Source organism: Frondihabitans sp. PhB161, from assembly GCF_003814635.1.
Lineage (GTDB): Bacteria > Actinomycetota > Actinomycetes > Actinomycetales > Microbacteriaceae > Frondihabitans.
On record NZ_RKQW01000001.1, the window covers coordinates 1,034,040 to 1,054,732 of the forward strand.

General features: G+C 67.3%; 24 protein-coding genes and 1 tRNA gene. 17 read left to right on the forward strand and 8 right to left on the reverse strand.

Features of this window, described 5'->3' with window-relative positions; translation table 11 throughout:
- The first annotated feature begins 98 nt into the window (after positions 1-98).
- Complete coding sequence (locus EDF39_RS05015; RefSeq protein ID WP_123940998.1) at positions 99-1,280, forward strand: VIT1/CCC1 transporter family protein; 1,182 nt, start codon at positions 99-101, stop codon at positions 1,278-1,280.
- Positions 1,281-1,493: 213 nt separating this feature from the next.
- Here EDF39_RS05015 and EDF39_RS05020 read toward each other — a convergent pair whose 3' ends face one another.
- Positions 1,494-2,345 carry a phosphatase PAP2 family protein gene (locus tag EDF39_RS05020; protein ID WP_123941000.1) on the reverse strand — a complete coding sequence of 284 codons (852 nt, stop codon included), beginning with the start codon at positions 2,343-2,345 and terminating at the stop codon, positions 1,494-1,496.
- Between the two features lie 203 nt (positions 2,346-2,548).
- On the opposite strand from EDF39_RS05020, the gene EDF39_RS05025 reads away from it, so the two are divergent.
- Positions 2,549-2,621, forward strand: a tRNA-Arg gene (locus EDF39_RS05025).
- Between the two features lie 163 nt (positions 2,622-2,784).
- Here EDF39_RS05025 and EDF39_RS05030 read toward each other — a convergent pair.
- Entirely contained in the window at positions 2,785-3,213 is a 429-nt protein-coding gene (locus tag EDF39_RS05030; RefSeq protein ID WP_123941002.1) for a helix-turn-helix domain-containing protein, read from the reverse strand.
- A 145-nt stretch (positions 3,214-3,358) separates the two neighbouring features.
- On the opposite strand from EDF39_RS05030, the gene EDF39_RS05035 reads away from it, so the two are divergent.
- The gene (locus EDF39_RS05035) at positions 3,359-4,315 is read left to right on the forward strand and encodes a nuclear transport factor 2 family protein (RefSeq protein ID WP_123941004.1); all 957 of its coding nucleotides are present in this window, start codon (positions 3,359-3,361) and stop codon (positions 4,313-4,315) included.
- 25 nt (positions 4,316-4,340) lie between these two features.
- On the opposite strand, the gene EDF39_RS05040 is transcribed toward EDF39_RS05035, so the two are convergent.
- Positions 4,341-5,120 (reverse strand): alpha/beta hydrolase, encoded by a 780-nt coding sequence (locus EDF39_RS05040; protein ID WP_123941006.1) that lies wholly within the window; start codon positions 5,118-5,120, stop codon positions 4,341-4,343.
- Between the two features lies 1 nt (position 5,121).
- Complete coding sequence (locus EDF39_RS05045) at positions 5,122-5,649, reverse strand: phenolic acid decarboxylase (RefSeq protein ID WP_123941008.1); 528 nt, start codon at positions 5,647-5,649, stop codon at positions 5,122-5,124.
- Between the two features lie 68 nt (positions 5,650-5,717).
- Here EDF39_RS05045 and EDF39_RS05050 point away from each other — a divergent pair, with 68 nt between their 5' ends.
- From EDF39_RS05050 to EDF39_RS05065, 4 genes are all read left to right on the forward strand, one after another.
- On the forward strand, positions 5,718-6,224 hold the full coding sequence (locus EDF39_RS05050; protein ID WP_055962316.1) for a MarR family winged helix-turn-helix transcriptional regulator: 507 nt from the start codon (positions 5,718-5,720) through the stop codon (positions 6,222-6,224).
- Between the two features lie 123 nt (positions 6,225-6,347).
- Entirely contained in the window at positions 6,348-6,932 is a 585-nt protein-coding gene (locus tag EDF39_RS05055) for a TetR/AcrR family transcriptional regulator (protein ID WP_123941010.1), read from the forward strand.
- 292 nt (positions 6,933-7,224) lie between these two features.
- Positions 7,225-7,521 (forward strand): DUF1801 domain-containing protein, encoded by a 297-nt coding sequence (locus EDF39_RS05060; protein WP_233572973.1) that lies wholly within the window; start codon positions 7,225-7,227, stop codon positions 7,519-7,521.
- A 55-nt stretch (positions 7,522-7,576) separates the two neighbouring features.
- The gene (locus EDF39_RS05065; protein WP_123941012.1) at positions 7,577-7,960 is read left to right on the forward strand and encodes a cupin domain-containing protein; all 384 of its coding nucleotides are present in this window, start codon (positions 7,577-7,579) and stop codon (positions 7,958-7,960) included.
- Between the two features lie 91 nt (positions 7,961-8,051).
- Here EDF39_RS05065 and EDF39_RS05070 read toward each other — a convergent pair whose 3' ends face one another.
- The 3 genes from EDF39_RS05070 to EDF39_RS05080 form a co-directional block, all read right to left on the reverse strand.
- Positions 8,052-8,483 carry a hypothetical protein gene (locus EDF39_RS05070; RefSeq protein ID WP_123941014.1) on the reverse strand — a complete coding sequence of 144 codons (432 nt, stop codon included), beginning with the start codon at positions 8,481-8,483 and terminating at the stop codon, positions 8,052-8,054.
- A 66-nt stretch (positions 8,484-8,549) separates the two neighbouring features.
- Entirely contained in the window at positions 8,550-9,209 is a 660-nt protein-coding gene (locus EDF39_RS05075) for an alpha/beta hydrolase (protein ID WP_199726139.1), read from the reverse strand.
- Between the two features lie 75 nt (positions 9,210-9,284).
- The gene (locus tag EDF39_RS05080) at positions 9,285-9,623 is read right to left on the reverse strand and encodes a cupin domain-containing protein (RefSeq protein WP_123941016.1); all 339 of its coding nucleotides are present in this window, start codon (positions 9,621-9,623) and stop codon (positions 9,285-9,287) included.
- Between the two features lie 74 nt (positions 9,624-9,697).
- Here EDF39_RS05080 and EDF39_RS17905 point away from each other — a divergent pair, with 74 nt between their 5' ends.
- A complete protein-coding gene (locus EDF39_RS17905) occupies positions 9,698-10,264 on the forward strand; it encodes a YdcF family protein (protein WP_370275170.1) in 567 nt (188 codons plus the stop codon).
- A gap of 144 nt (positions 10,265-10,408) precedes the next feature.
- Positions 10,409-10,813, forward strand: a complete 405-nt coding sequence (locus EDF39_RS05090) for a RidA family protein (protein ID WP_123941018.1) — start codon at positions 10,409-10,411, stop codon at positions 10,811-10,813.
- Between the two features lie 15 nt (positions 10,814-10,828).
- Here EDF39_RS05090 and EDF39_RS05095 read toward each other — a convergent pair whose 3' ends face one another.
- Complete coding sequence (locus tag EDF39_RS05095) at positions 10,829-11,368, reverse strand: hypothetical protein (protein WP_123941020.1); 540 nt, start codon at positions 11,366-11,368, stop codon at positions 10,829-10,831.
- Positions 11,369-11,558: 190 nt separating this feature from the next.
- On the opposite strand from EDF39_RS05095, the gene EDF39_RS05100 reads away from it, so the two are divergent.
- From EDF39_RS05100 to EDF39_RS05135, 8 genes are all read left to right on the forward strand, one after another.
- Positions 11,559-11,840, forward strand: a complete 282-nt coding sequence (locus EDF39_RS05100; protein WP_123941022.1) for a hypothetical protein — start codon at positions 11,559-11,561, stop codon at positions 11,838-11,840.
- Positions 11,841-11,892: 52 nt separating this feature from the next.
- Positions 11,893-12,501 (forward strand): DUF1349 domain-containing protein, encoded by a 609-nt coding sequence (locus EDF39_RS05105; RefSeq protein WP_123941024.1) that lies wholly within the window; start codon positions 11,893-11,895, stop codon positions 12,499-12,501.
- A gap of 226 nt (positions 12,502-12,727) precedes the next feature.
- Positions 12,728-14,305, forward strand: a complete 1,578-nt coding sequence (locus EDF39_RS05110; RefSeq protein WP_123941026.1) for an ABC transporter substrate-binding protein — start codon at positions 12,728-12,730, stop codon at positions 14,303-14,305.
- Positions 14,302-15,366 carry an ABC transporter permease gene (locus EDF39_RS05115; protein ID WP_233572974.1) on the forward strand — a complete coding sequence of 355 codons (1,065 nt, stop codon included), beginning with the start codon at positions 14,302-14,304 and terminating at the stop codon, positions 15,364-15,366. Before EDF39_RS05110 ends, EDF39_RS05115 begins: the two co-directional genes overlap by 4 nt.
- On the forward strand, positions 15,363-16,256 hold the full coding sequence (locus tag EDF39_RS05120; RefSeq protein WP_123941028.1) for an ABC transporter permease: 894 nt from the start codon (positions 15,363-15,365) through the stop codon (positions 16,254-16,256). Before EDF39_RS05115 ends, EDF39_RS05120 begins: the two co-directional genes overlap by 4 nt.
- Positions 16,253-18,013: an ABC transporter ATP-binding protein gene (locus EDF39_RS05125; protein WP_123941030.1), complete on the forward strand. Its 1,761-nt coding sequence runs from the start codon at positions 16,253-16,255 to the stop codon at positions 18,011-18,013. The genes EDF39_RS05120 and EDF39_RS05125 overlap by 4 nt, the downstream gene beginning before the upstream one ends.
- A complete protein-coding gene (locus EDF39_RS05130; RefSeq protein WP_123941032.1) occupies positions 18,010-20,079 on the forward strand; it encodes a CocE/NonD family hydrolase in 2,070 nt (689 codons plus the stop codon). The genes EDF39_RS05125 and EDF39_RS05130 overlap by 4 nt, the downstream gene beginning before the upstream one ends.
- Positions 20,076-20,693: a TetR/AcrR family transcriptional regulator gene (locus EDF39_RS05135; RefSeq protein WP_233577609.1), complete on the forward strand. Its 618-nt coding sequence runs from the start codon at positions 20,076-20,078 to the stop codon at positions 20,691-20,693. Before EDF39_RS05130 ends, EDF39_RS05135 begins: the two co-directional genes overlap by 4 nt.

The window sequence follows — 20,693 nt, forward strand, 5'->3', positions numbered from 1 at the left end:
GGGCGTTCGGCAAGGAGGTGCACGAAACGCAAAAAAACTCGAGGATCCGCGACGCCGACCCCCGCACCACCCCTCCCGCGCACCGCTACCCTGACCCCATGAGCGCGACCACGCCCGTGAGGGAACCTAGCCCCGCCGACCTCCGGCGGTGGCGCCGTTACCTCGCCGACGAACGGGCCGAGGGAGCCGTCTACCGCGACCTCGCCGCGCGCCGAACCGGCGAGGAGCGCGACATCCTGCTGGCGCTCGCCGACGCCGAGGGGCGGCACGAGCAGCACTGGCGCGACCTGCTGGGGGACCGTGTGGGGCGGTCCGTGCGGACGGACTTGCGCACTCGGATCCTCGGGTTTCTCGCCCGGCGCTTCGGCTCGATCTTCGTGCTCGCCCTCGTGCAGAGCGCCGAGGCGCGGTCGCCGTATGCGACCGACGCCGACGCGACCGAGGCGATGGCAGCCGACGAGCGCATCCACGGCGAGGTCGTGCGCGGTCTCGCCGAGCGGGGTCGATCGCGGCTGTCGGGCACGTTCCGTGCGGCGGTCTTCGGAGCGAACGACGGGCTCGTGTCGAACCTGGCGTTGATCCTCGGGGTCACCGCGAGCGGGGCGTCGCACGCGGTCGTCCTCGTGACCGGGCTCTCGGGGCTGCTGGCCGGCGCACTGTCGATGGGCGCCGGGGAGTACGTGTCGGTGAGCTCGCAGCGCGAACTCCTCGCGGCGTCGACCCCCGACCCCGAAGCCGAGCACGTGCTGCCCGACCTCGACGTCGATGCGAACGAGCTCGCGCTGGTGTACCGGGCGCGGGGAATGGCTCCCGACGAGGCGGAGGCGCACGCGCGGGACGTGCTCGGCGCACTGCAGGTGCGGACCGGGGCGATCGGGGTTGTGCCGGATCCTGGGGTCGATGTGCTGGTTGCGCCCGTCGTGGCGCCGTCTGTCGGTGGTGCGGGGGCTTCTGCGTCTGCTTCTGCGCCGGCGTCCGCCGACTCGCCCGTCGATGAGCACGAGGCGATTGGGTCGGGACTCGGCGCTGCGGTGTCGAGCTTCTGTTTCTTCGCGTCGGGGGCGATCATCCCGCTGATCCCGCTGTTTTTCGGGGCGTCCGGCCTCACGGTGATCGTGGTCGCTGCGGTACTCGTCGGGCTGGCTCTGCTCGGCACCGGCGCCGTGGTCGGGTTGCTCTCGGGAACGTCGCCGCTCCGCCGGGCACTGCGGCAGCTGGCGATCGGTTACGGGGCCGCCGCTGTGACGTACGCGCTCGGGTTGCTGTTCGGGGCCGCATAGGGCTCAGGGTCGTGCCGCCCGCGCGATGTGGCCCGATCTAGGACGCGGGGCCGAGTTCCACGTAGTTGTGGCCATCTCGCGAGGCTCGGGCTGCCGAGATCGCACTACCGGTCGGGTCGACCCGACCACAAGTGCGATCTCGCCGAGCCCGTGCAGGCCGCGAGCCGGCACGCCAGCAGGGCGGCAGAGCGGCAGGCCGGAGCGGCCAGCGACCTACACCGACCGATCGAGCTTCCAGGCCAGCCAGGCGGTCGCGATCACGACGCCGGCCGAGAGCAGCCGCGCCCCGACGAGCACTCCTGGCCCGGTCGACATGGTGACGGTCATGTCGGCGCCGATGCCGATCGAGAAGATCGCCCCAGCGGCAGCGAGTGTCGCGACGAGTGCCAGCCCGAGAACGGCCGAGGTGAAGCCGTGTGCCTTCTTGCCCACGGTGTCGCGGCGGTCGCGCGACCAGACGGCCGCGGCGCTCCGCACGATGCCGAGCCACAGCAGAGCGACCGCGCATGCCCCGCAGACGTCGCTGACGCGGTGCCAGCCGTAGGCGACGGTCTGCTCGGCGACGAGGGCGGCGAAGGCGGTCCCGACCACCATGATGAGCGGCCGGAGGTGACGCCCGAATGCGGTGGAGAGAGCCAGGAGACCGGCCACGGCGATCGTGACGTGGCCGCTGGGAAAGCTGTTGCTGAGGGTCGACTCGGTGAGCTCGGGGCGCGGTGCAATGGCCTTGATGATCTGGGCGGTCGCGATGGATCCTACGATCAGGGTCGCCGACTGGAAGGCCGCTCCGGGCCGGCGGCGCACGAAAGCGATGAGCACGACGACGCCGACGACAACAAGGATTGCCGGAATCGAGATCGCATCGAGCGCCCGACCGGATTTGAGGAGCGTGCCTCCATCAACCGAACGAAGGATGGAGTCTTCGATCTCTTGACCGGGCTTCGTCAGGACCGCGACGGCGTAGACGCCACCGAGCGCGACGGCCGATCCGATGCTCGTGAGCATCCACCGAGCCGGAACCGGGCGACGGGCAGTCGTCGAGGCAGGCAGAGTGGTGGCGTTCACTGTCTCATCCAATCGCACGCCCCCTGACAACTGCCTCTGCCCGGACCCCCAATGCTCGGTGAGCAACTGCACCGCCCACGTTCAGGTAAAACGCAAGGATCCGACGGCTCGGCCGCTCACGCGGGCCCGGCTGGGCGACTCGATTGGCGTCGAGGGCAGGCCTCGTGTAATGTTTCCTCTGGCCATTCGGCCGAAAGTAATGCGCGCTCGTAGCTCAACGGATAGAGCATCTGACTACGGATCAGAAGGTTGGGGGTTCGAGTCCCTTCGAGCGCACAGTGTCTAAGTGACACAAAAGAACTGAGTTGAGACAGCAGTAAGGCAAAGCCCCGCATTCCAAGGAGTGCGGGGCTTCGCTTTTTCCTCCCCCTTTGCTTCTTCTCTCCCGACAGCGCTTTCCTCCCGACAGCGCTTTCCTCCTAACACTGCCGCGGGTTGCCTACTGGTGGAGTCGACTCCCAAGGCCTGTGGCCGGTGTGGCGACGATAGGTCGGGCGACGATCGCATCCGCGTTGTCGAGAATCCAGTCCATCAGCGGAAGGAGCCGGGCGGCGAGTTCGGTTCCGGTCTCGGTCAGGGAGTAGTCGACGCGTGGCGGGATGCTCGCCTGGGCGGCGCGATGAACGATGCCGTCCTGTTCGAGGGTGCGGAGTGTGGAGGCGAGCATCTTCTCGCTGATTCCCTCGATGGTGCGGCGCAGTTCGCCCCATCGCATGCTTCCCGGCTCCAGGGCGAGCAGGACGAGCACGCCCCAGCGGCTCGTGACATGACTGAGGACGACTCGACTCGGACACGCCGCGGGGAACCGCGCGAAAGTCTGCAATTTTGCTTCGGTTGATGCCCGCGATGCCGTGTTTCCAACGTCCATGTCAGTAGCTTACGAAAAGGTACGTACCTTCCGCGGGGGAGGTGGCGCGCTCTATCGTCGTCGCGATGGCCCGGGGTTCTGCGGCCGCTGCCAATCAGCGAGACCGGATCCCTCCATCCGAGCCACACGAGAGAAGGAAGAGTCCATGATGAAGCACCGATACCGCGCGTACGGCACCGCTGTGATTGCGAGTGCCGCCCTCCTCTCCGGATTGGGCGTCTCCGGAACCGCGATTGCCGCACCTGCCGTGGCCCATTCGTCCGGCGCAGCCTCCCTCGATTCCGCGCGCGGCGGAACGAGCGGCGATCGGCAGGACGCCGCGGCCGAGCGGCGAAACGCCTGCGCCATTCGCACTCTCCTGTCGCGGGGATTCGCGGATCCTTCCAGCTCGAGCGCTCGGCGTCTTGCGGCCGCGCTCGTAGCCCCCGGCGCAGTCGGCCACGGGACCGGCGCGACATCGGGGCCGGAAGGTCTCCTCGCGCAATTCGCCGCAGACCGAAAGCGCGTCCCTGGCGCACACGCCGTCGTCAAACACCTGGCAGCCGACGGCGACCTGGTCGCGGTGCATTGGCAGATCGCTCCCGACCCGCGAGACGAACGGCGGGGTGAGGCTGCCGTCGACCTCTTCCGGATGCGCCACGGAAAGGTCGTCGAGCACTGGTCGCTCGACCAGCCGATCGCCACCGGTACGCCCGCCAGTGGCAACGCGAACACGATGTTCAGCGACCTCTACCGACCCGCGAAGCCGACCAAGGCGCCGTCGGAGCGGCAGGAGGAGCGCAACCGGACCTTCGCCGTCTCCGCATACAACACATTGTTCCGTGACCACGACGTCTCCGTGCTCGACCGTTCTTTCGACCCGGCCTACCTGCAGCACAATCCCGTGGCGCCGAACGGTACTGCGGCGCTCAAGCAGCTGTTCGGCAGCGGTGCGCAGTTCCCGGCGCAGCAGTCGGTCATCTCGCTCTCCGACGGCGACATCGTGTGGACCTTCTCGCAGACCGTTGGGGCCAAGCCGGGCGACCCCCTGCTCGCCGCCGATCTGTTTCGGGTCGACGCCGGTCTGATCCGCGAACACTGGGATGTCGTGCCGACGAGCTGAGCGCGGCGTGCATCGGGCTGCCGTCTTAGGACAGTTTCAGGAAGGGCAGCAGGTGCTCGAGGAGCTGCTCACGCAGTTGCCGTGACGACCAGGCATGGTCGGCGCCCGGAATGGCGGTGAAGGTGGCCCCGGGGAGGAGCTCCGCGTAACGCCGCCCGTATTCGAGCGGCACGATCTGGTCGGCGGTGCCGTGGAGCACCTCGACGGGGCCGCTGTAGCCTGCCGCTTCGGCGTAGACGTCGAGGTCATTCCGGACATCGTCGATGAAGGCTTGCCCGAGCCACAGACCGCCGAAGTCGAAACCGCCGATCTCGGCAACGGACTCGAGCGACTGCCCCTGGATCTCGTGTTTCACCGTGATGTCGTCGACCACGACGCCCGCGGGTGACCAGAGCGTGACGCTGGCCACGAGGTCGGGGAGCCGGGCTGCGACGATGGCGGATTCGACGGCGCCAAGACTGTGTGCCACCAGATGCACCGGGGCGGAGCGGTCGTCGGCGAATGCGCGGACCATGACGATCACCTGATCGATCTCGTCGCGGAGGGTGATGTCTGCGAAGTCGCCGTCGCTCGTGCCCTGCCCGAGGCGATCGTAGGCACGGACGACCGCGCCGGCGTCTGCCAGGTGCCGAGCGACCTGGACGAAGAGGCGCTGTGGGCCGACGTGGGAGTCGCCGAAGCCGTGGACGATCAGGACTGACGGGGAGTCGGCGGCGGCGTCGCGAGGGCGGAATTCGTGGCCGCGGATGACGTGCCCATTGTGCGCGAGCGTGAGGGTGGTCACCTCGGCATCACGGGTGCCCATCTCAGTTGCTCCTGTCTGCGAAGCCGTCCGGCAGGTCTCCGGGCGCCGTGTCGATGATGGTCTCGTCGTCGACTCCGACGAATTCGAAGAGGGTGATGTGCGCGAACTCGGGCACGACGTAGATCGGGTAGGTCGGGCCTTCGTCACGGAACCGTCGCATCTGCTCGAGGTGGTCGTTCTGGAAAAGGACTGTCTTGGATCCGTCGAGTTCGACCCAGTGCGGGAAGAAGATGGTGCCGTGCAGAACCCTGTCTTCCGGTACGACGTTCACCACCACGCTGGTGCCGGTCGGCTCGTTCCACGACACCTTGAACACCCCGCGTCCGAGGCCGACGAGGTCGACCTGCTGATCTTTGACCCACCGACCGCCGACCATGCCGGAGTGGATCCTGTAGTCGATCGTGGTGGCGTTTTTGACGTACATCTCGTACTGCCATCCGTTGGCGTAGGTGTAGATGAACCGGTGGCCGATGATTGCGTCCAGACCCTGCTCGGGGGTGGGGTTGGCGACGCTGGTGTGAATACTCATAAATCCACTATCACCCAGAAATGCGTTTGTTGCAAACCTATTTCGTCGTGATCGCGTATCCTGTCTGCGTGGACGATTCCGGAGACCCGACGGGCCTGAGCGCGATTGCGCGGAGCCTCAGCGACGAGATCGGTCCTTTCCGCCGGACGCTTCTGAACAGCTCCCGGGCCCGCGCCGGCCTGCCCTTGATTCCTGACGCCCAGATTGAGGTGCTCCGCCGGCTCTTCCCCGACAAGTGGGTGAGCCCCACAGTGCTCGGGCGGCAATTGGGACTCGCGCGCCCGACGGTCAGCAACCTCGTCGTTGCCATGGAAAGGAGCGGTCTGGTCTCGCGACGCGCAGACGAAGCGGATGCCCGCAGCACCAAAGTGGGCCTGACGGATCTTGCGCGGGAGCAACTCCACGTCTACGACTCGGCGGCCGAAGGTCTTCTCACGAGCATTTTGCGCGACCTGACTCCGGCGGAACAGGGCACGCTCCGAGATGCCCTTCCCCTGCTCGGCCACATCCGCACGGCGCTGGAGCGGGGCGAAGACGCGACTGTAAACGCACCGTCCGGCCCGGGGAACGCTTAGGAGGGCCCTGCCCACCCTCCAACTGGGTGGGCGGTCGACCTTGTCGTCGCGTCGGGAGGGTTCTAGCGTTGGGTGCCGTCCGGCTCATGCGAGCGCGGCGGCGCAGGGGGAGGGTCGATCGACATGGTCACTTCTGCCGAGCCTTCCGGGGCGATCGACTTTGCGTTCCGTTCCGCCGTTCTCGACGCGGCAATCGTGGTGGTCGAGCGTGAGGGGACTCCCGCGGTTACTACGAGAGAGATTGCCGCCGCTGCCGGCGTCGATGATGCGACTGTCGTCGACGCCTTCGCATCGACCGACGAACTTCTCGTGGAGGCCGCTCTCGACGCGTGCTCCCGCGACCTCTCGACGTTCGAAATCGAGGCCTCCGACACGCCCCCTCTCAGTGCCTTCGCTCACCATTACGCGAAGCGGCGTCTGTTCTATCGGGCTCTGCGCATCGGCGCGATGGCCCAAAAGATCGATGCCCGCATGGGGCCGTTCATCGTCTCCCGGGTGGAGTCGAGGATCCGGTTCTTCTTCGGCACCCGACTCGGCGAGGCTCAGATCACCCGTGAAGCCCGCCGGATCACCACCGAGGCGACTCACATCACCAACTCCTGGATCGTCGACGAGACCTGGGACGGCAATCCCGACGACCTCTACCGTGCCCTCGACGCTCTCCTGATGGAGAACGTGACGAGCATTCGGCCGTCGTCCCTTTCGTAATCGTCGATTGGCCCATCGGTTGGGTTCGAAGAATTCGGCACGAGAGGTGCCGGGAGGGCAACCCGGACCTGGCGGGTGTCAATGTGCAGAGAATTCGCCTCTCCTCGGGGCATGCTGGGCTGACGCCAAGGGAGGGTCTCTCGTGAACGGATCAGGGTCAGAAAGCTTTTCGGCCGAAGAGAAAGCCGCCATCACACAGCGGGCCGCCGAGAACAGGGCAGACGCTCGTCGGCTCAGCGCCGAAGCACGAGCCGCTGCTGACTCCACTGCGGTGGCGGAGAAGATAGCGGCGATGAGCGATCCTGACCGGTCCCTCGCCGAGAGGCTGGGTGTCATTGTCGGTGAAGTCGCCCCGGATCTGGTGCCCAAGCTGTACTACGGCCAACCCGGATGGGCAAAGGCCGGCAAGGTGGTCGTGTTCTTTCGAAGTGGAATCGACGACAAGGCCCGATACTCGACGCTGGGTTTCAGCGGGATGGCTGCGCTCGACGACGAGTCCGGTCTGTGGCCGACGTCGTACGCAGTGACAAAGATCACCGATGCGTCGGCGGTGCTGATCGCCGAGTGGGTAGCGCGCGCGGCCCGGTAGTCGTCGGCACAGGTCCGTCTCGCCGTCTGAGCGCTCCATGGCCCACGATGGATCTATGACCAATCCCCATGAGACCGACGTCGCCCGCGAACTACATCAGGTCGACGCGCACTGGACCCCGCGTGTCGTGGGCAAGGTGAATGATCAATACGTCAAGGTCGCGAAACTCCTCGGCGAGTTGGTCTGGCATGCCCATGACGCCGAAGACGAGATGTTCCTCGTCGTGTCAGGCACCCTCCGCATTCAGCTTCCCGACGACCAGGAGGTCGTGCTCACCCCGGGCCAGTTCTACGTCGTGCCCCGAGGCGTGCAGCACAACCCCGTCGCCGACGAGGAGGTCGAGATCGTGCTCATCGAAACCGTCACCACCGCACACACGGGCGATGTCATCGTCGAGGGCACGGTGCCCATCGAGCGTCAGCTCGGTGAGGCCCTGTGACTCAGCCGCTTTTCTAGAGACACAAGGATCCCGGCACCCGAGCCCCAGCCCGCCGGGCGCTGATTTCCGACCTCGCTCGTCTCCGGCCGCTCTACTCGGCGTCGGCCAGGCAAGTCCGGAGCGCTTCGGTCCCTGCGCACTCGTTCTCGCTCCACCCGCCCTGGCCGAAGCTGTCGTATGCCGAGGTCGACACGACAGTCAGGCCAGACTTCTCGGTTTTGGCGAAGTAGGGAACCGGGTCACCCTCCGTCGTCCGTTCGATCCACGCGAGACGAGCCTCGTCGCCCGCGCTTCGTGCATCGGAAAGGCACTTGAGGGCTTTGTCGGGAAGGCTGCGATCGGCCGTCAGATCAACGTCACCGCAGTCAGTGCCGGTCGGCGCACTGACCCAGCCGGGGGCATCCGCGAGAGTGCGGGCCGCCGCGATGGGGTCGGCGGGGGTGCTGCTGCATGCCGAGAGGAGAGGCAGGAAAGCCAGCGAGAGCCCTGCAGCAGCGATCAGTCGCGTATGTCGTTTCGGCACAGCACCATCGTCACCTATCGGCGCTCTCGCGCGAGTCACGATCCCGCAACGAGGGTCGAGTGACGGCTACCGGAGGTCGGCGTCTCGGAGAATCGTTGCAGCGACCTGCGTCGGCTGGGAGATGTAGGGGGAGTGGCTGGCGTCGAGGATCTCGTAGCTTGTGCAGCGTTCGGCCATTCGGTGTTGCAGCGCCGGACTCATCGCGCGATCGTCGGAACAGACGATGAATCGACTCTCGATGCGTCTCCACTCCGCGGACGCCGCCCTGCCGCGTCCGTGTCCTGGGGCCTGCGGTACGAGAAGCGCGACAGCCCGACCTGCAGCGTCAGGTTCACAGTCCCCGTAGAAGAGCTCCCTCGCCACGGCAGCGGGCACGAAGGTTCCACCTTCCGGGAGCGGAACCACCCAGGCGTTGACAGGGGCGGCGGGTCCGCCGAGCACAGCACAGGTCTCACCCACATCTAGGACAAACGCAGCGATGAAGACAAATAATCGTGCACCGTGCGTACCGGCGGCCACGGCCCCTCCGTAGCTGTGGCCGACCACGATGGGAGCTTGTAGGCAGTCATCAACGGCGCGCTGCACGGCGCGCGTGTCTGCTTCGAGCGATCCGCGATGCAGCAGCGGCGCGTGCACGGTGGCTCCCCGGGCTTCAAGGGCATCGACGAGGGGCTGCATGTGTGCCGGCTGGTGGTAGAGGCCGTGCACGAGGATTACTTCAGGCATCGGCATCGGCATCGGCATAAGCGTCAGCGAACCAGATGCGCACTCGTCAGACAAGACGTCGGCACGGGGGTGCCGCTACGGGGAGAAGGTGATCTCGGGCGCTGCGCCTTCGCCGAGAAGGAAGTAGCCGAGAAAGACCACAGCCTCGTCGGCGGTGTCGAACTTGGAGATGACGACGTCGGCAGGTTCGTAGAAGACGTCACCGGCCCGCAGGATCGTCTCGTCACCCTGGCCGATCTGGAGAGTGGCGGAACCGCTTTCGATCACTCCGAACACGGGGCCGTTGTGCGTGTGCGCACCGCCAACAGTGAAGGGCGAGATCGAGATTCGGCGCACTTCCACGTGAGACACGTCTGTGGCCGAGCCGAGGTATTGATCCAACAGGGTCGATCGGGCGATGGGAGAGTCGTTCATGGTCGCAGCTTGCCATGCCCTTAGCCGGTCGCGGAGCGGCCCGCGCACGCGGGTACGGTGTGCCGATGCGAATCATGTTGCCTGTGTCTTCTGCCGCGGCGCTGGCAGGGTTGCTCTGCTGGTCGGAGTGGCTGCACGTGCGAGCGAGTGCCCGCTCGCTGGGTTCGTCGGTGACGGCCCCGGGGCGTGAAGCAATCCTCGTGCCCGGGTGCAAGAACAAAGGCCCGCGTGCAAACGCGGTGAATCGATACCGGGTTCGTGTCGCACTGCGATCGGTTGACCCTAAGTCGTCAGAGACGGTCCTCGTCTTATCGGGGGGAGCGGTCGGCAACGACGAAACAGAAGCGGAGATTCTTCTCCGGTACGCACGGTCTCGCGGTTACAGCGGCCCGCACATACTCGAGGGGAAGAGTCGGACCACCTGGGAGAACGTAGCCAATACTGCTGGTCTTCTTGAGGCGTTCGACACGGTCAAGGTCGCCTCGAACTCCCTCCATGCCGCTCGGGTCCGCGATTACCTCTGGGCACAATGTCCTGAAGTTGCGCATCGGCTGGTCAAGGCGGATGACTACCGTCTCGGCGAGATTCCTCATCTCAAACCAGTCATGGCTCTTCGTTCGGCTTGGCACTTGCTTCGGTAGTTTCGCGGTACCCATCAGCCGCTCGCTCAAGGGGCGACGGGGCTTGTCTGGCGTGGGCCATGTTTCTCACGCTTGCCGCTCGGCGTCATCGGGCGCGTCGGATCCTCATGGTGGACATCACAGCAGGGGCGCTAGGGTCGTCGCGTGCCCAACGTGACGCTGATCCGATCTGACGGTCTCTCTGAGACTCCCGGCTATGCATACGCGTCGCTGGCCGCAGCCGGTGCCCGCGTCGTGCATCTCGCGGGCGCGTGCCCCCTCGAAGCCGATGGTTCGGTAGCCCAGGTGGGCGACTTCGCTGGCCAGACAGCGAAGTGCATCGAGAACATGCTCGCCGCCCTGGACGCTGCCGGGGGCGTTCTTCGGGACGTCGCGTACACCCGCATTCTCGTCGCCTCGTCGAGGAGAGAGGACCTTGGCGTCGTGTGGGAGGTGGTTCGGCAGGCCTTCGTTGACCACGAAGTGCCGAGCACCCTCTTCGGGGTCACGGTGCTCGGGTACGAGAACCAGCTCGTCGAGATCGAGGCCGTGGCGGCGGTCAACGGGTAACCGGCCAGAGCCGTGTCAGTGCTGGACGCCGGCGGGCTGAAGCTGGCCTCGGAGGTCGTCGACCTGGTGGGCCTGAACGCCGAGCTGCAGCGTGCCTCGGTCGGTTTCGACCTCGATCACATGGAGCGACGGATTGACCGACCAAATTTGTTTCTTGGAGGGCCGCTGTCCGGTGTCGTGACCGACTCCCCGCACGGAGTAGTCGACAGGGTCGCCTGACACGAACCGGAGTTGCCATTTGTATCGGCGAAACCGCAGGTGGCCGGGGGAGGCTTCGACCCGTCCGTGCTGCCACTTCGTCTGGCCCGCGGTACGGAGGGCAATTTCTAGCCGTTGACCGAAGACTCGTCGCCCCACAACAAGACCGATGACGGCAGCGAATGCAGCTATGACAATTCCTGCGACTCCGGCACCGATCAAGTACCTGACGGGGAGTGGGTTGTCTGAGCTGATCGCTTGCACGATTAGGACTGCCCCGAGCCCGACCACCAGGCCGATGCCGATGCTGACTAGTCGGAACGCCTGTCCTTTGAAAAGCGGGGGCTTCTGGCCCATGGTGGTCCCCTTCGATCACGCGAGAGTGCGCTCGGGGTGATCCTATTGAGGGTCGAGAGATCAAGGCCAGGAACCCGAAGGGTGATGTCCAGTTGCAGGGCCCGCCCTGACGGGACCGAACTGCCGTCTCCGGCTATTTATCGCGATGCTCCCGCTAATGCACCGACCGAGCTAAGGCTACGGTGATGGCATGACCCGACCTCAGCTCTCTAATCGATGGCTGATCGCCCTCGGTATCGTCTTTGCCGCGGCTGTCGTGGTCTGCGCGATCGCTACAGCTCGGGCCGCCCCGTTCGCGCCGGTGTTCGTGTCGTTCCTTCCTGAAGGAACCGACATCGTGGTGACGAAGGAGCAGTATGACTCGGCTGTCACAGCCCAGGTTGTCGGGCGGATCAGCGCCGTCGTAGCCTTCGTGGTGGCCGCGGCCCTGGTTATGACGGCAGTGCGCCGTCGCTCTCGCCCAGCAGCCTGAGGCAGAGCGCCTCAGCGTTGTGGCCACGGGCTGCTCGCCGTTAGCGTGCAGCATGACCCTTTCGATTCCCGGACTCCCTCCCCTCCACTGGACCGGCGCGGAAGGCCGAGCTGAGGTCGACGAGGCTGCCGGCACGCTGACGCTCCATGCGGAGGCGGGGGTCGACTGGACGAACGACGCCGCTGGCGGACCTCAGCAGCATGCTGCGACGGCGCTGGCATTTATCGCGCCCGACGGCGACTTCATCGTGTCTGCGCGCGTGGTGGTCGAGGGCGAGCGTTCGACCTTCGACGCGGGCGCCATTGCTCTTTGGCGCGACCGGGATCACTGGGCGAAGGTGTGCAACGAGTTATCTCCCCGGGGCGAATCGATGGTGGTGAGCGTCGTCACCGACCGGTACTCGGACGACTGCAACAGTGCGGTCTTTGACGAATCGGGAGTGTTTCTGCGTGCCGCACGCATCGGATCCTCGGTGGCGTTCCACTCGTCGGACGATGGGGAGCGGTGGGACTTTGTCCGGGTGTTCCGGTTTGCCCCTGCGGCAGAGCCCCTGTCGATCGGTTTTCTCGCTCAAGCCCCGCTGGGCGACGGATGCTGGGCTAGTTTCAGCGACATCGTCTATGCGGAAACCACGCTGACCGACCTTCGCGACGGCCGGTGATCGCGACCCGGTGTAACGCTTTCGTAAACACTCAGGACGTGCCGATCTCAGCGCTCTAGCACGCCCGGATCGGTGCAGTGGCGGGGTACGGAGCGCATCGGAGGTGCTCTCTCCTGCGCCCGCACGCCTCAACGTCGGCTGGTGACGGGTGCTCATGTCATCTATCGTTCACAAGAACGATTGACAGGAGGGGTTCTCCCCAATGCCACCCATCGTCCCTTCCCCGATGAACGACCACGAGCGCGGCCCGAGTCGCCGAACCCTGCTGACCGGTGCCGCAGGTCTTGCCGGTCTCGGTCTTCTCACGCTCACCGGTTGCACCAGCGGTGCCCGGTCCACCACCCTCCCCGAGGGCGCCGCGACCGGTATCGCTGCCCGAGGCGGCCGCCTCCGCATCGCGCGCCCCGCCGCGTCTGCTGCCGAGACTCTCGACTCCGCGAGCAGCCTCTCCGCGTACGAGTACCTCGGCGCGCTCTACAACCGCCTCGTCAAGCAGAACCAGGCGGGTGAAACGGTCGCCGACCTCGCCGAGGAGTGGAGCGCGACCCCCGACGGGACGACCTGGACGTTCCGGCTCCGCAAGGGCGTCCGCTTCCACAACGGCAAAACTTTCACGGCCGCCGACGCGATCGCCTCGATCGAGCACATCCTCGACCCGAAGACCGCGTCGCCGCAGGGGGGCGTGCTCGGTGACATGCTCGACAAGAACAGCATGACGGCGCCCGATCCCTACACGCTCCGGTTCGACCTGACCAAGCCGAACGCGGAGTTCCCGTCGCTCCTCACGGCCTACCAGTGCTACATCGTGCCGGCTGGTGAGATCGCGACGATCGGTACGACCGGCATCGGCACGGGGCCGTTCAAGCTCTCGTCGTTCGCGCCAGCCGGCTCCGGCAGTGTTGAGGCGTTCGACGACCACTTCGCCGGCCGCCCCGCGCTCGACGGCATCGACTTCTCGTCGATCCAAGACACCACCGCCCGGGTGAACGCCCTGCTCGCCGGGCAGATCGACCTGATCTCGCAGACGAACCTCGACTTCGCCACGGCCCGGGTCGTCTCGGCGTCGAGCCGCGCGACGGTGGCCCGCGTCAAGAACGCCCAGTGGTACACGATCCCGATGCTCGCGACGAGCACCGAATTCAAGGATCCGATGGTCCGGCAGGCGATGAAATTCGCCTACGACCCGAAGGTGATCGTCGCGACGGCACTCCAGGGCACCGGCTCACCTGGGTGGGACAACCCGGTGCCGCCCACCCTCGCGGCGTTCGACGATGACCGGCGCGTCTATGACCCGGATAAGGCGAGGGCGCTGCTCAAGAAGGCCGGGCGCTCCGACATGCAGACTTCGATCTACACGTCGAGCTACGAGTCGGTGTTCACGCCGATGGCCGTGGCGTACCGCGACCAGGTGAAGGCGGCGGGTATCGACCTGACCGTCCGGAATGCCTCGTCGGATTCGTACTACACCGAGATCTGGATGCAGAAGCCGCTCATGGTGAGCTACTGGTTCACCGGCCGGCCGATCGACCAGCTGCTCAACCAGATCTTCCGCACGGGCTCCAGCTACAACGAGTCGGCGTGGTCGAACACGACGTTCGACGGTCTACTCGACGACGCCCGCGCCACCATGAACGACGATCGTCGACGGATGCTCTACCAAGACGCCCAGCGAGTGATCATCGAGGACGGGGCCGACATGACCCCGATGTTCGGTGACCGACTGGTCGGGATATCTAGGGACGTCGTCAACTACCGGGAGTTCGGCTTCGAGTTCGACTACCTCCGGATCGGACTGCGCAAATGACCGTACTGACAACCGTCCTCCGACGAATCGGCACCGCGATCCTCACGATCGTTCTCGCCTCGCTGTTCGTCTTTCTCGCGATCCAGTTGCTCCCCGGCGACGTCGCGCAGCAGCTCCTCGGCCAGAACGCCACGCCGGACGCGGTCAAGGCGCTCCGCGAGTCGCTCGGGCTCGACCAGAACGTCTGGCTCCGCTACGGCAACTGGCTGATCGGCGCCGCGCACGGCGATTTCGGCACGTCGCTCGTGAGCGGCGACCCCGTCGGGCCCTCCCTCTTCGTCGCTTTCCGCAACAGCATGCTCATCGCCGTCCCCGCGATGCTCATCGGCGTCACCGTGTCGTTGACCCTCGGCGTCGTCGCGGGTGTCCGCCGGGGCCGAGCGAGCGACCACGTGATCTCGCTCATCAGCCTCGTGGTCATGAGCGTGCCGGAGTTCATGGTCGCCACCGTCCTCGTGCTGGTGTTCGCGATCGCAATCCCGGTGTTCCCCGCGGTAGTCCTGCGGGGGAGTGACGCGACCGTGCTGCAGCTCCTGCCGTCGGTGTGGCTCCCGATGATCGTTCTGACACTGGCGATGGCGGCGTACATCGTGCGCACCGCCCGGAGCTCGACCATCGACGTGATGGCGTCGGAGTTCATCACAACAGCCGAGCTCAAGGGGCTGTCGACGCGGCAGATCGTCTGGCGGCACGCGGTCCCGAGCGCGCTCCTGCCGACGCTCAACGTCGTCGCGCTGAACGTTGCCTGGCTGCTCGGCGGTGTGGTCGTCGTCGAGAACGTCTTCAACTACCCGGGCATGGGCAAGCTCATGCTCGAGTCGGTCTTCAACCGAGACCTCCCGACGATCCAGGCGATCGCGCTGCTGAGCGCCCTGATCTACGTCGTCTGCAACCTGGCGGCGGACCTCGTCGCGCTGGCCCTCGATCCTCGGCTTCGCACCAGGCAGCGGGGGCGCCCTGCGCGACCGCGCGGTACCGCTCGACGCCCGGCCGCCCTCGCCGCAGCCAGTGCCGGCCCCGCCACCGCAGACACCGCCACCGCCCGGAAGGATCGCGCATGACCACCGCACTTCAGTCATCACCGCTGACTCGCTTCCGCGGCCGTCTGCGCGGATGGACGACTCCGCTTCGCGCCTCGACCGCGCTGTCGATCGGCCTCGGCCTCATCGCCCTGCACGTCGTCCTCGCGCTCCTCGCGCCGGTCATCGCCGGGCACGATCCCGTCGTGACCGACTCCACGAACGTGCTCTCGGGCACGACGTGGTCGCACTGGCTCGGCACCGACCAGTACGGCCGCGACATCCTGTCGCGCGTGCTGAACGGCGGGCGGTACGCGTTGCTCGTCACGTTCCTCGCCACGACCATCGCGGTCGCCATCGGAACGGTGCTCGGTGCCGTCACCGCCTACGCGGACAACTGGTTCGACGAAGTCGTCATGCGGGTCGTCGACGCCCTGTTGAGCGTGCCGTCGATCCTCGCCCTCCTCGTCGTCGTGACGGTGTTCGACTCCGGACTCTGGGTGATCGTGCTCGCGGTGACGGTCGTCTACGCGCCCGCCGTGACCCGGGTGGTCCGCGGTGCGGCCCGAACCGTGATCACGCAGGACTACGTCACCGCCGCCAGGGCGCGCGGCGAGAAACCGCTGAGCATCGTGTTCCGCGAGATCCTCCCCAACGTCCTCGACGTCGTGCTCGTCGAGTACGCCATGCGGGCGTCGTGGATCGTGCTCCTCATCTCCACGCTCTCGTTCCTCGGCTTCGGAGCGAACCCGCCGACGCCCGACTGGGGTCTCATGGTGCAGGAGAACCGCACCGCGCTCACCGTGGTTCCGATGGGCACGCTGGCACCGATCGTCGCTCTGGCGACTCTCGTCATCGGCCTGAACCTCAGCGCCGACGGCCTCAGCAAGGCCCTCGGCATCGACCGCGCACAGCAGGGGGCCGCATCATGACGACGACCGTCGACGACGTGCCGACCACGACCGGCTTCGTCGTGCGGGTGAACGACCTCGCGATCTCGTACACCGCCGGACGCACCGACGTGCCAGTGGTGCGCGGGGTGAGCTTCGACATCCGTCCGGGCCGGGCCCTCGGCCTCGTAGGAGAGTCGGGCAGCGGCAAATCGACCGTCGCCCGGGCACTGCTCGCGCATCTCCGTCGCGGCTCGCGGATCGTCGCCGGCAGCGTGGAGGTCGCCGGAGACGACGTCTTCGCGCTCTCCCCCGTCGACACCAGGGCACTCCGGGGTGGCACGGCTGCTCTCGTCGCCCAGAACGCCGGGCAAGCGCTGACGCCGTCCATGCGCGTGGGCCGTCAGCTTCGTGAAGCGCTTGAAAGCCACGGGCTGCCGAGCGACGACGACCGGGTGCAGGAGCTCGTGCGACGAGTGCGGCTCCCGCATCCTGAATCCATCGTCCTGCGGTACCCGCACCAGCTCTCGGGTGGTCAGCAGCAGCGCATCGCGATCGCCATGGCCATCGCCGCGCGGCCGCAGGTGCTCGTCCTCGACGAGCCGACGACCGCGCTCGACGTCGTGACACAGGCCGCCGTGCTGGAGCTCATCAGAGACCTCGCGGTGGAGCTCGAGATGGCGATCCTGCTGGTGAGCCACGACCTGGGCGTCGTGTCGAGCATGGCCGACGAGATCGCCGTGATGCGCGACGGTGTCGTCGTCGAGCACCGCCCCACGGCCGACCTCTTCGCCACGCCGGAGCACGCCTATACCCGGGAGCTTTTGGCGGCCATCCCCGGGGCGGCCCTCGCGCCGGCTCCTGCCAACGGCTTCGCCGAGAGCGCAGGATCCGCGGAACCCGACCCGGCAACCGTCGCGCCCGCACCCCCGGTCGTCCAGGCCGACGGCCTCGTCATCAGATACGCCCGGCATCTGCCCGCGGCGGTGCAGGATGTGTCGTTCACCATCGCGCCGCGCGAGACGCTCGCCGTCGTCGGCGAATCGGGCAGCGGCAAGTCGACTCTCGCGACCGCGCTGGCGGGTCTCATCCCGACGGAGTCCGGCATCTTCCGATTCGCCGGCGACGGGGTGTCCGGAGATCTGGCCGAACCGGTGTCTGGGCGGTCTCTCGACCTCCGCCGCGCCGTGCAGCTCGTGTTCCAGAACGCTGACACCTCCTTGAACCCGCGCCGGACGGTCGGAGCGGCCATCGCCGGGCCGCTGAAGCTCTTCACCGGCACGGCGTCTGCCGAGCGTGTGGGCGAGATCCTCACCGAGGTCGGGCTCTCTCCGTCGTTCGCCGCTCGGCTCCCCGCGCAGCTGTCGGGTGGGCAACGCCAGCGCGTCGGTATCGCCCGCGCGCTCGCCGCCGGGCCGCAGCTCGTGATCGCCGACGAGATCACGACCGCGCTCGACGTCCGGGTGCAGGCCGAGATCCTGCAGCTGCTCGCCGACCTGCAGCGCGACAAGGGCCTCAGTTGCCTGTTCATCAGCCACGATCTGGCTGTCGTCCGCGGCGTGGCCGATCGTGTGGCCGTGATGACCGGCGGTCGCATCGTCGAGATCGGGCCGACCGGTCGTGTCTTCGCCGGACCGAACCACCCCTACACTCGGCAGCTGCTCGACGCGACGCTCGAACCCGGCACGACCGAGCTGCCGGACGTGCAGGACGCCGTGGCGACCTGGCGCGACGCGGCCGGCGGCGGTTGGCGGGATCTCGGCGACGGGCACAGCATCAGGAACTGGGAGGACGCATGACCGACGCGACCTCGTCGCCGACGGTGACGGAGCGCGACGTCTGGATTCCTATGCCGGACGGAGTGCGCCTCCACGCCAGGATCTGGGCTCCCTCGTCGGGAGTGCCCGTCCCCGCGCTCCTCGAATACCTGCCGTACCGGCTCGACGACTGGACGGCCCCGCGCGACAGCGAACGGCACCCGTGGTACGCCGAGCACGGGTACGCGTCGATTCGCGTCGACATCCGCGGATCCGGCTCGTCGGACGGCCTGTTCGACGACGAGTACTCCGTGCAAGAACTCGACGACGGGGTCGCGGTCATCGAGTGGATCGCCGCCCAGGAGTGGTGCACCGGCGCAGTCGGGGTATTCGGGATCTCGTGGGGCGGGTTCAACGGGCTGCAGCTCGCGGCCCGGGCCCCCTCGGCGCTCAAGGCGATCGTGACGGTGTGCTCGACCGACGACCGCTACGACAACGACGTGCACTACATGGGTGGCGCAGTGCTCGGTATCGACATGGCCGCCTGGGGCGGCACGATGTTCGCGTTCAACTCGCGGCCCCCGCGACCCGAGGTTGTCGGCGACGACTGGGTCGACCGGTGGCGCGAGCGGCTCGAGTCCAACCGGCCCATGACGCCGACGTGGCTCGCGCACCAGGAACGCGACGACTACTGGCGGCACGGGAGCGTCGCCGAGGACTACTCCGCGATCTCTGCCGCCGTGCTCACCGTAGGGGGATGGGCCGACCCCTACCGCGACGCCGTGCTGCGGCTCGTTGCCAACCTGTCCGCGCCCGTCAAGGGCATCATCGGGCCTTGGTCGCACCAGTACCCCGACCGCGGGTTCGCGCCCGGGCCGTCCATCGGTTTTCTCCAGGAAACGCTCCGCTGGTGGGACCAGTGGCTGAAAGGCATCGATACCGGCGTCACCCGCGAGCCGGCGCTCCGAGCGTGGATCAACGACTCCGAGCCGCCGTCGACGTATTACGCAGAGCGGACCGGGCGCTGGGTCGGTTCCCCCTCGTGGCCGGCACCGTCGTCGTGCGCGTCACCTCGAATCGTCGAGCTGTCGTCGTTCGCCGGCCCCGTGCCCGTGCGTCTTAACGCGGGAGGTCGCCCCACCTCGGGTGTCGTGGTGCGCTCGCCGCAGCAGACCGGTGCCGACGCCGGACGCTTCTTCCCGTTCGGCAACACGACCGACCTGCCACCGGATCAGCGGGCCGAGGACGGCCGTTCGGTGTGCTTCGACCTGCCCGTCGATGGCCGGCTCGACATCCTGGGCAACGTGCTCGTCGACCTCGCCGTATCGAGCGACGTGCCCGACGCCAACATCGTCGTGCGGCTCTGCGATGTGGCCCCGGACGGCAGCTCGACCCTCGTCACGCGCGGGGTCCTGAACCTCAACAAGCGACGTGGCCGAGCGGGGAACACCCCGATGGTTCCCGGCGTCGAGGAGGTCGTGCGAGTGTCGCTCGTCTCGACAGGGCACTCCTTCCCTGCGGCGCACCGGCTGCGCATCGCGGTGTCGAGCGCCTACTGGCCCTGGATCTGGCCGCACGCCGCGGAGGCGACACTGATCGTGTCGCCGGAGCGGAGCAGCGTGACGATCCCCGAGTGGACTCGTACCGACGACGACGGAGTGGAGTTCGAGCCCGCGACCCGCTCCACGCCGATGGCGATCCGGGCCGTGCCGCCGACCGAGGCCGAAGCTGCTGCTCCGCCCCTGTCGCAGCGAAGCGTCACGCACGATGTCGAGACGGGAGAGTGGGTGCTCGATGTCGACCCGGGCTACGGCGGCTCCCGCCTCTATCCCGACGGTCTCGTCTTCACCGAGAGCAGCCGAGAGACCTACCGGATCACCGAGGGCGACCCGACATCCGCGGTGGCCGAGTCGCGGTGGGCGATCGGCCTCGAGAAGCCGTCGTGGCGGGCCCGCCTCGAGACGACCTCGCGAGTGACGGCAGATGCCGATGCCTACCGCGTCGTCAACACCGTGCGGGCCTGGGCGCGCGACGGCGGTCCTGACGTGGCGGAGGTGCTCGTCGCAGATCGCTCGTTCGACGAGGTCGTTTCCCGGACGTCGGCGTGAGTGCGGCACGGCGGGAAAAGCCTGCCGTCCGCCGTGCGATGATCGTCGAGGCGGCCCGGGAGGTCATCCTCCAGAAGAGCCTCGGAGCCACCACGCTCCGTGACATCGCCGCCGAGGCGCAGGTCTCGGTCGGCACCGTCACGTATCACTTCGGAAGCGTCGCCGAGATCCTCAACGAGGTCGTCGTGCTCGAGACGGATCGGTTCTACGCGTCGATCATCAAGGCGGTCGACGCCGAGCCGGACCCCGTGCGCGGTGTGCGGATGCTGGTCGAGCCGCTCTTCGAAGACAGTGACGAGGCCGAGGCGCACTGGCGGCTCTGGTCCGACTACTGGACGGCGGTGGCTCGGAAGCCGGCCGTCGCCGAGGAGTACTCCGAGCGCATCCGTATCTGGGAGGCATGTCTCGTGCGGGCTATCCGGCGCGGTATCGACCTCGGGGTGTTTGCGACCGCGGACGCCTCCGAGGTCGCCCTCAAGCTCGCCGCGTACAGCGACGGGGTCGCGACACAGCTCGCGCAGAAGGCCCCCGGGCTGACCCGGGCGCGGGCGCTCGGCTGGATGTGGACCTTCCTGGACCACGAGCTCGCACCTGCCGCTGCCCTCTTCAGCTAG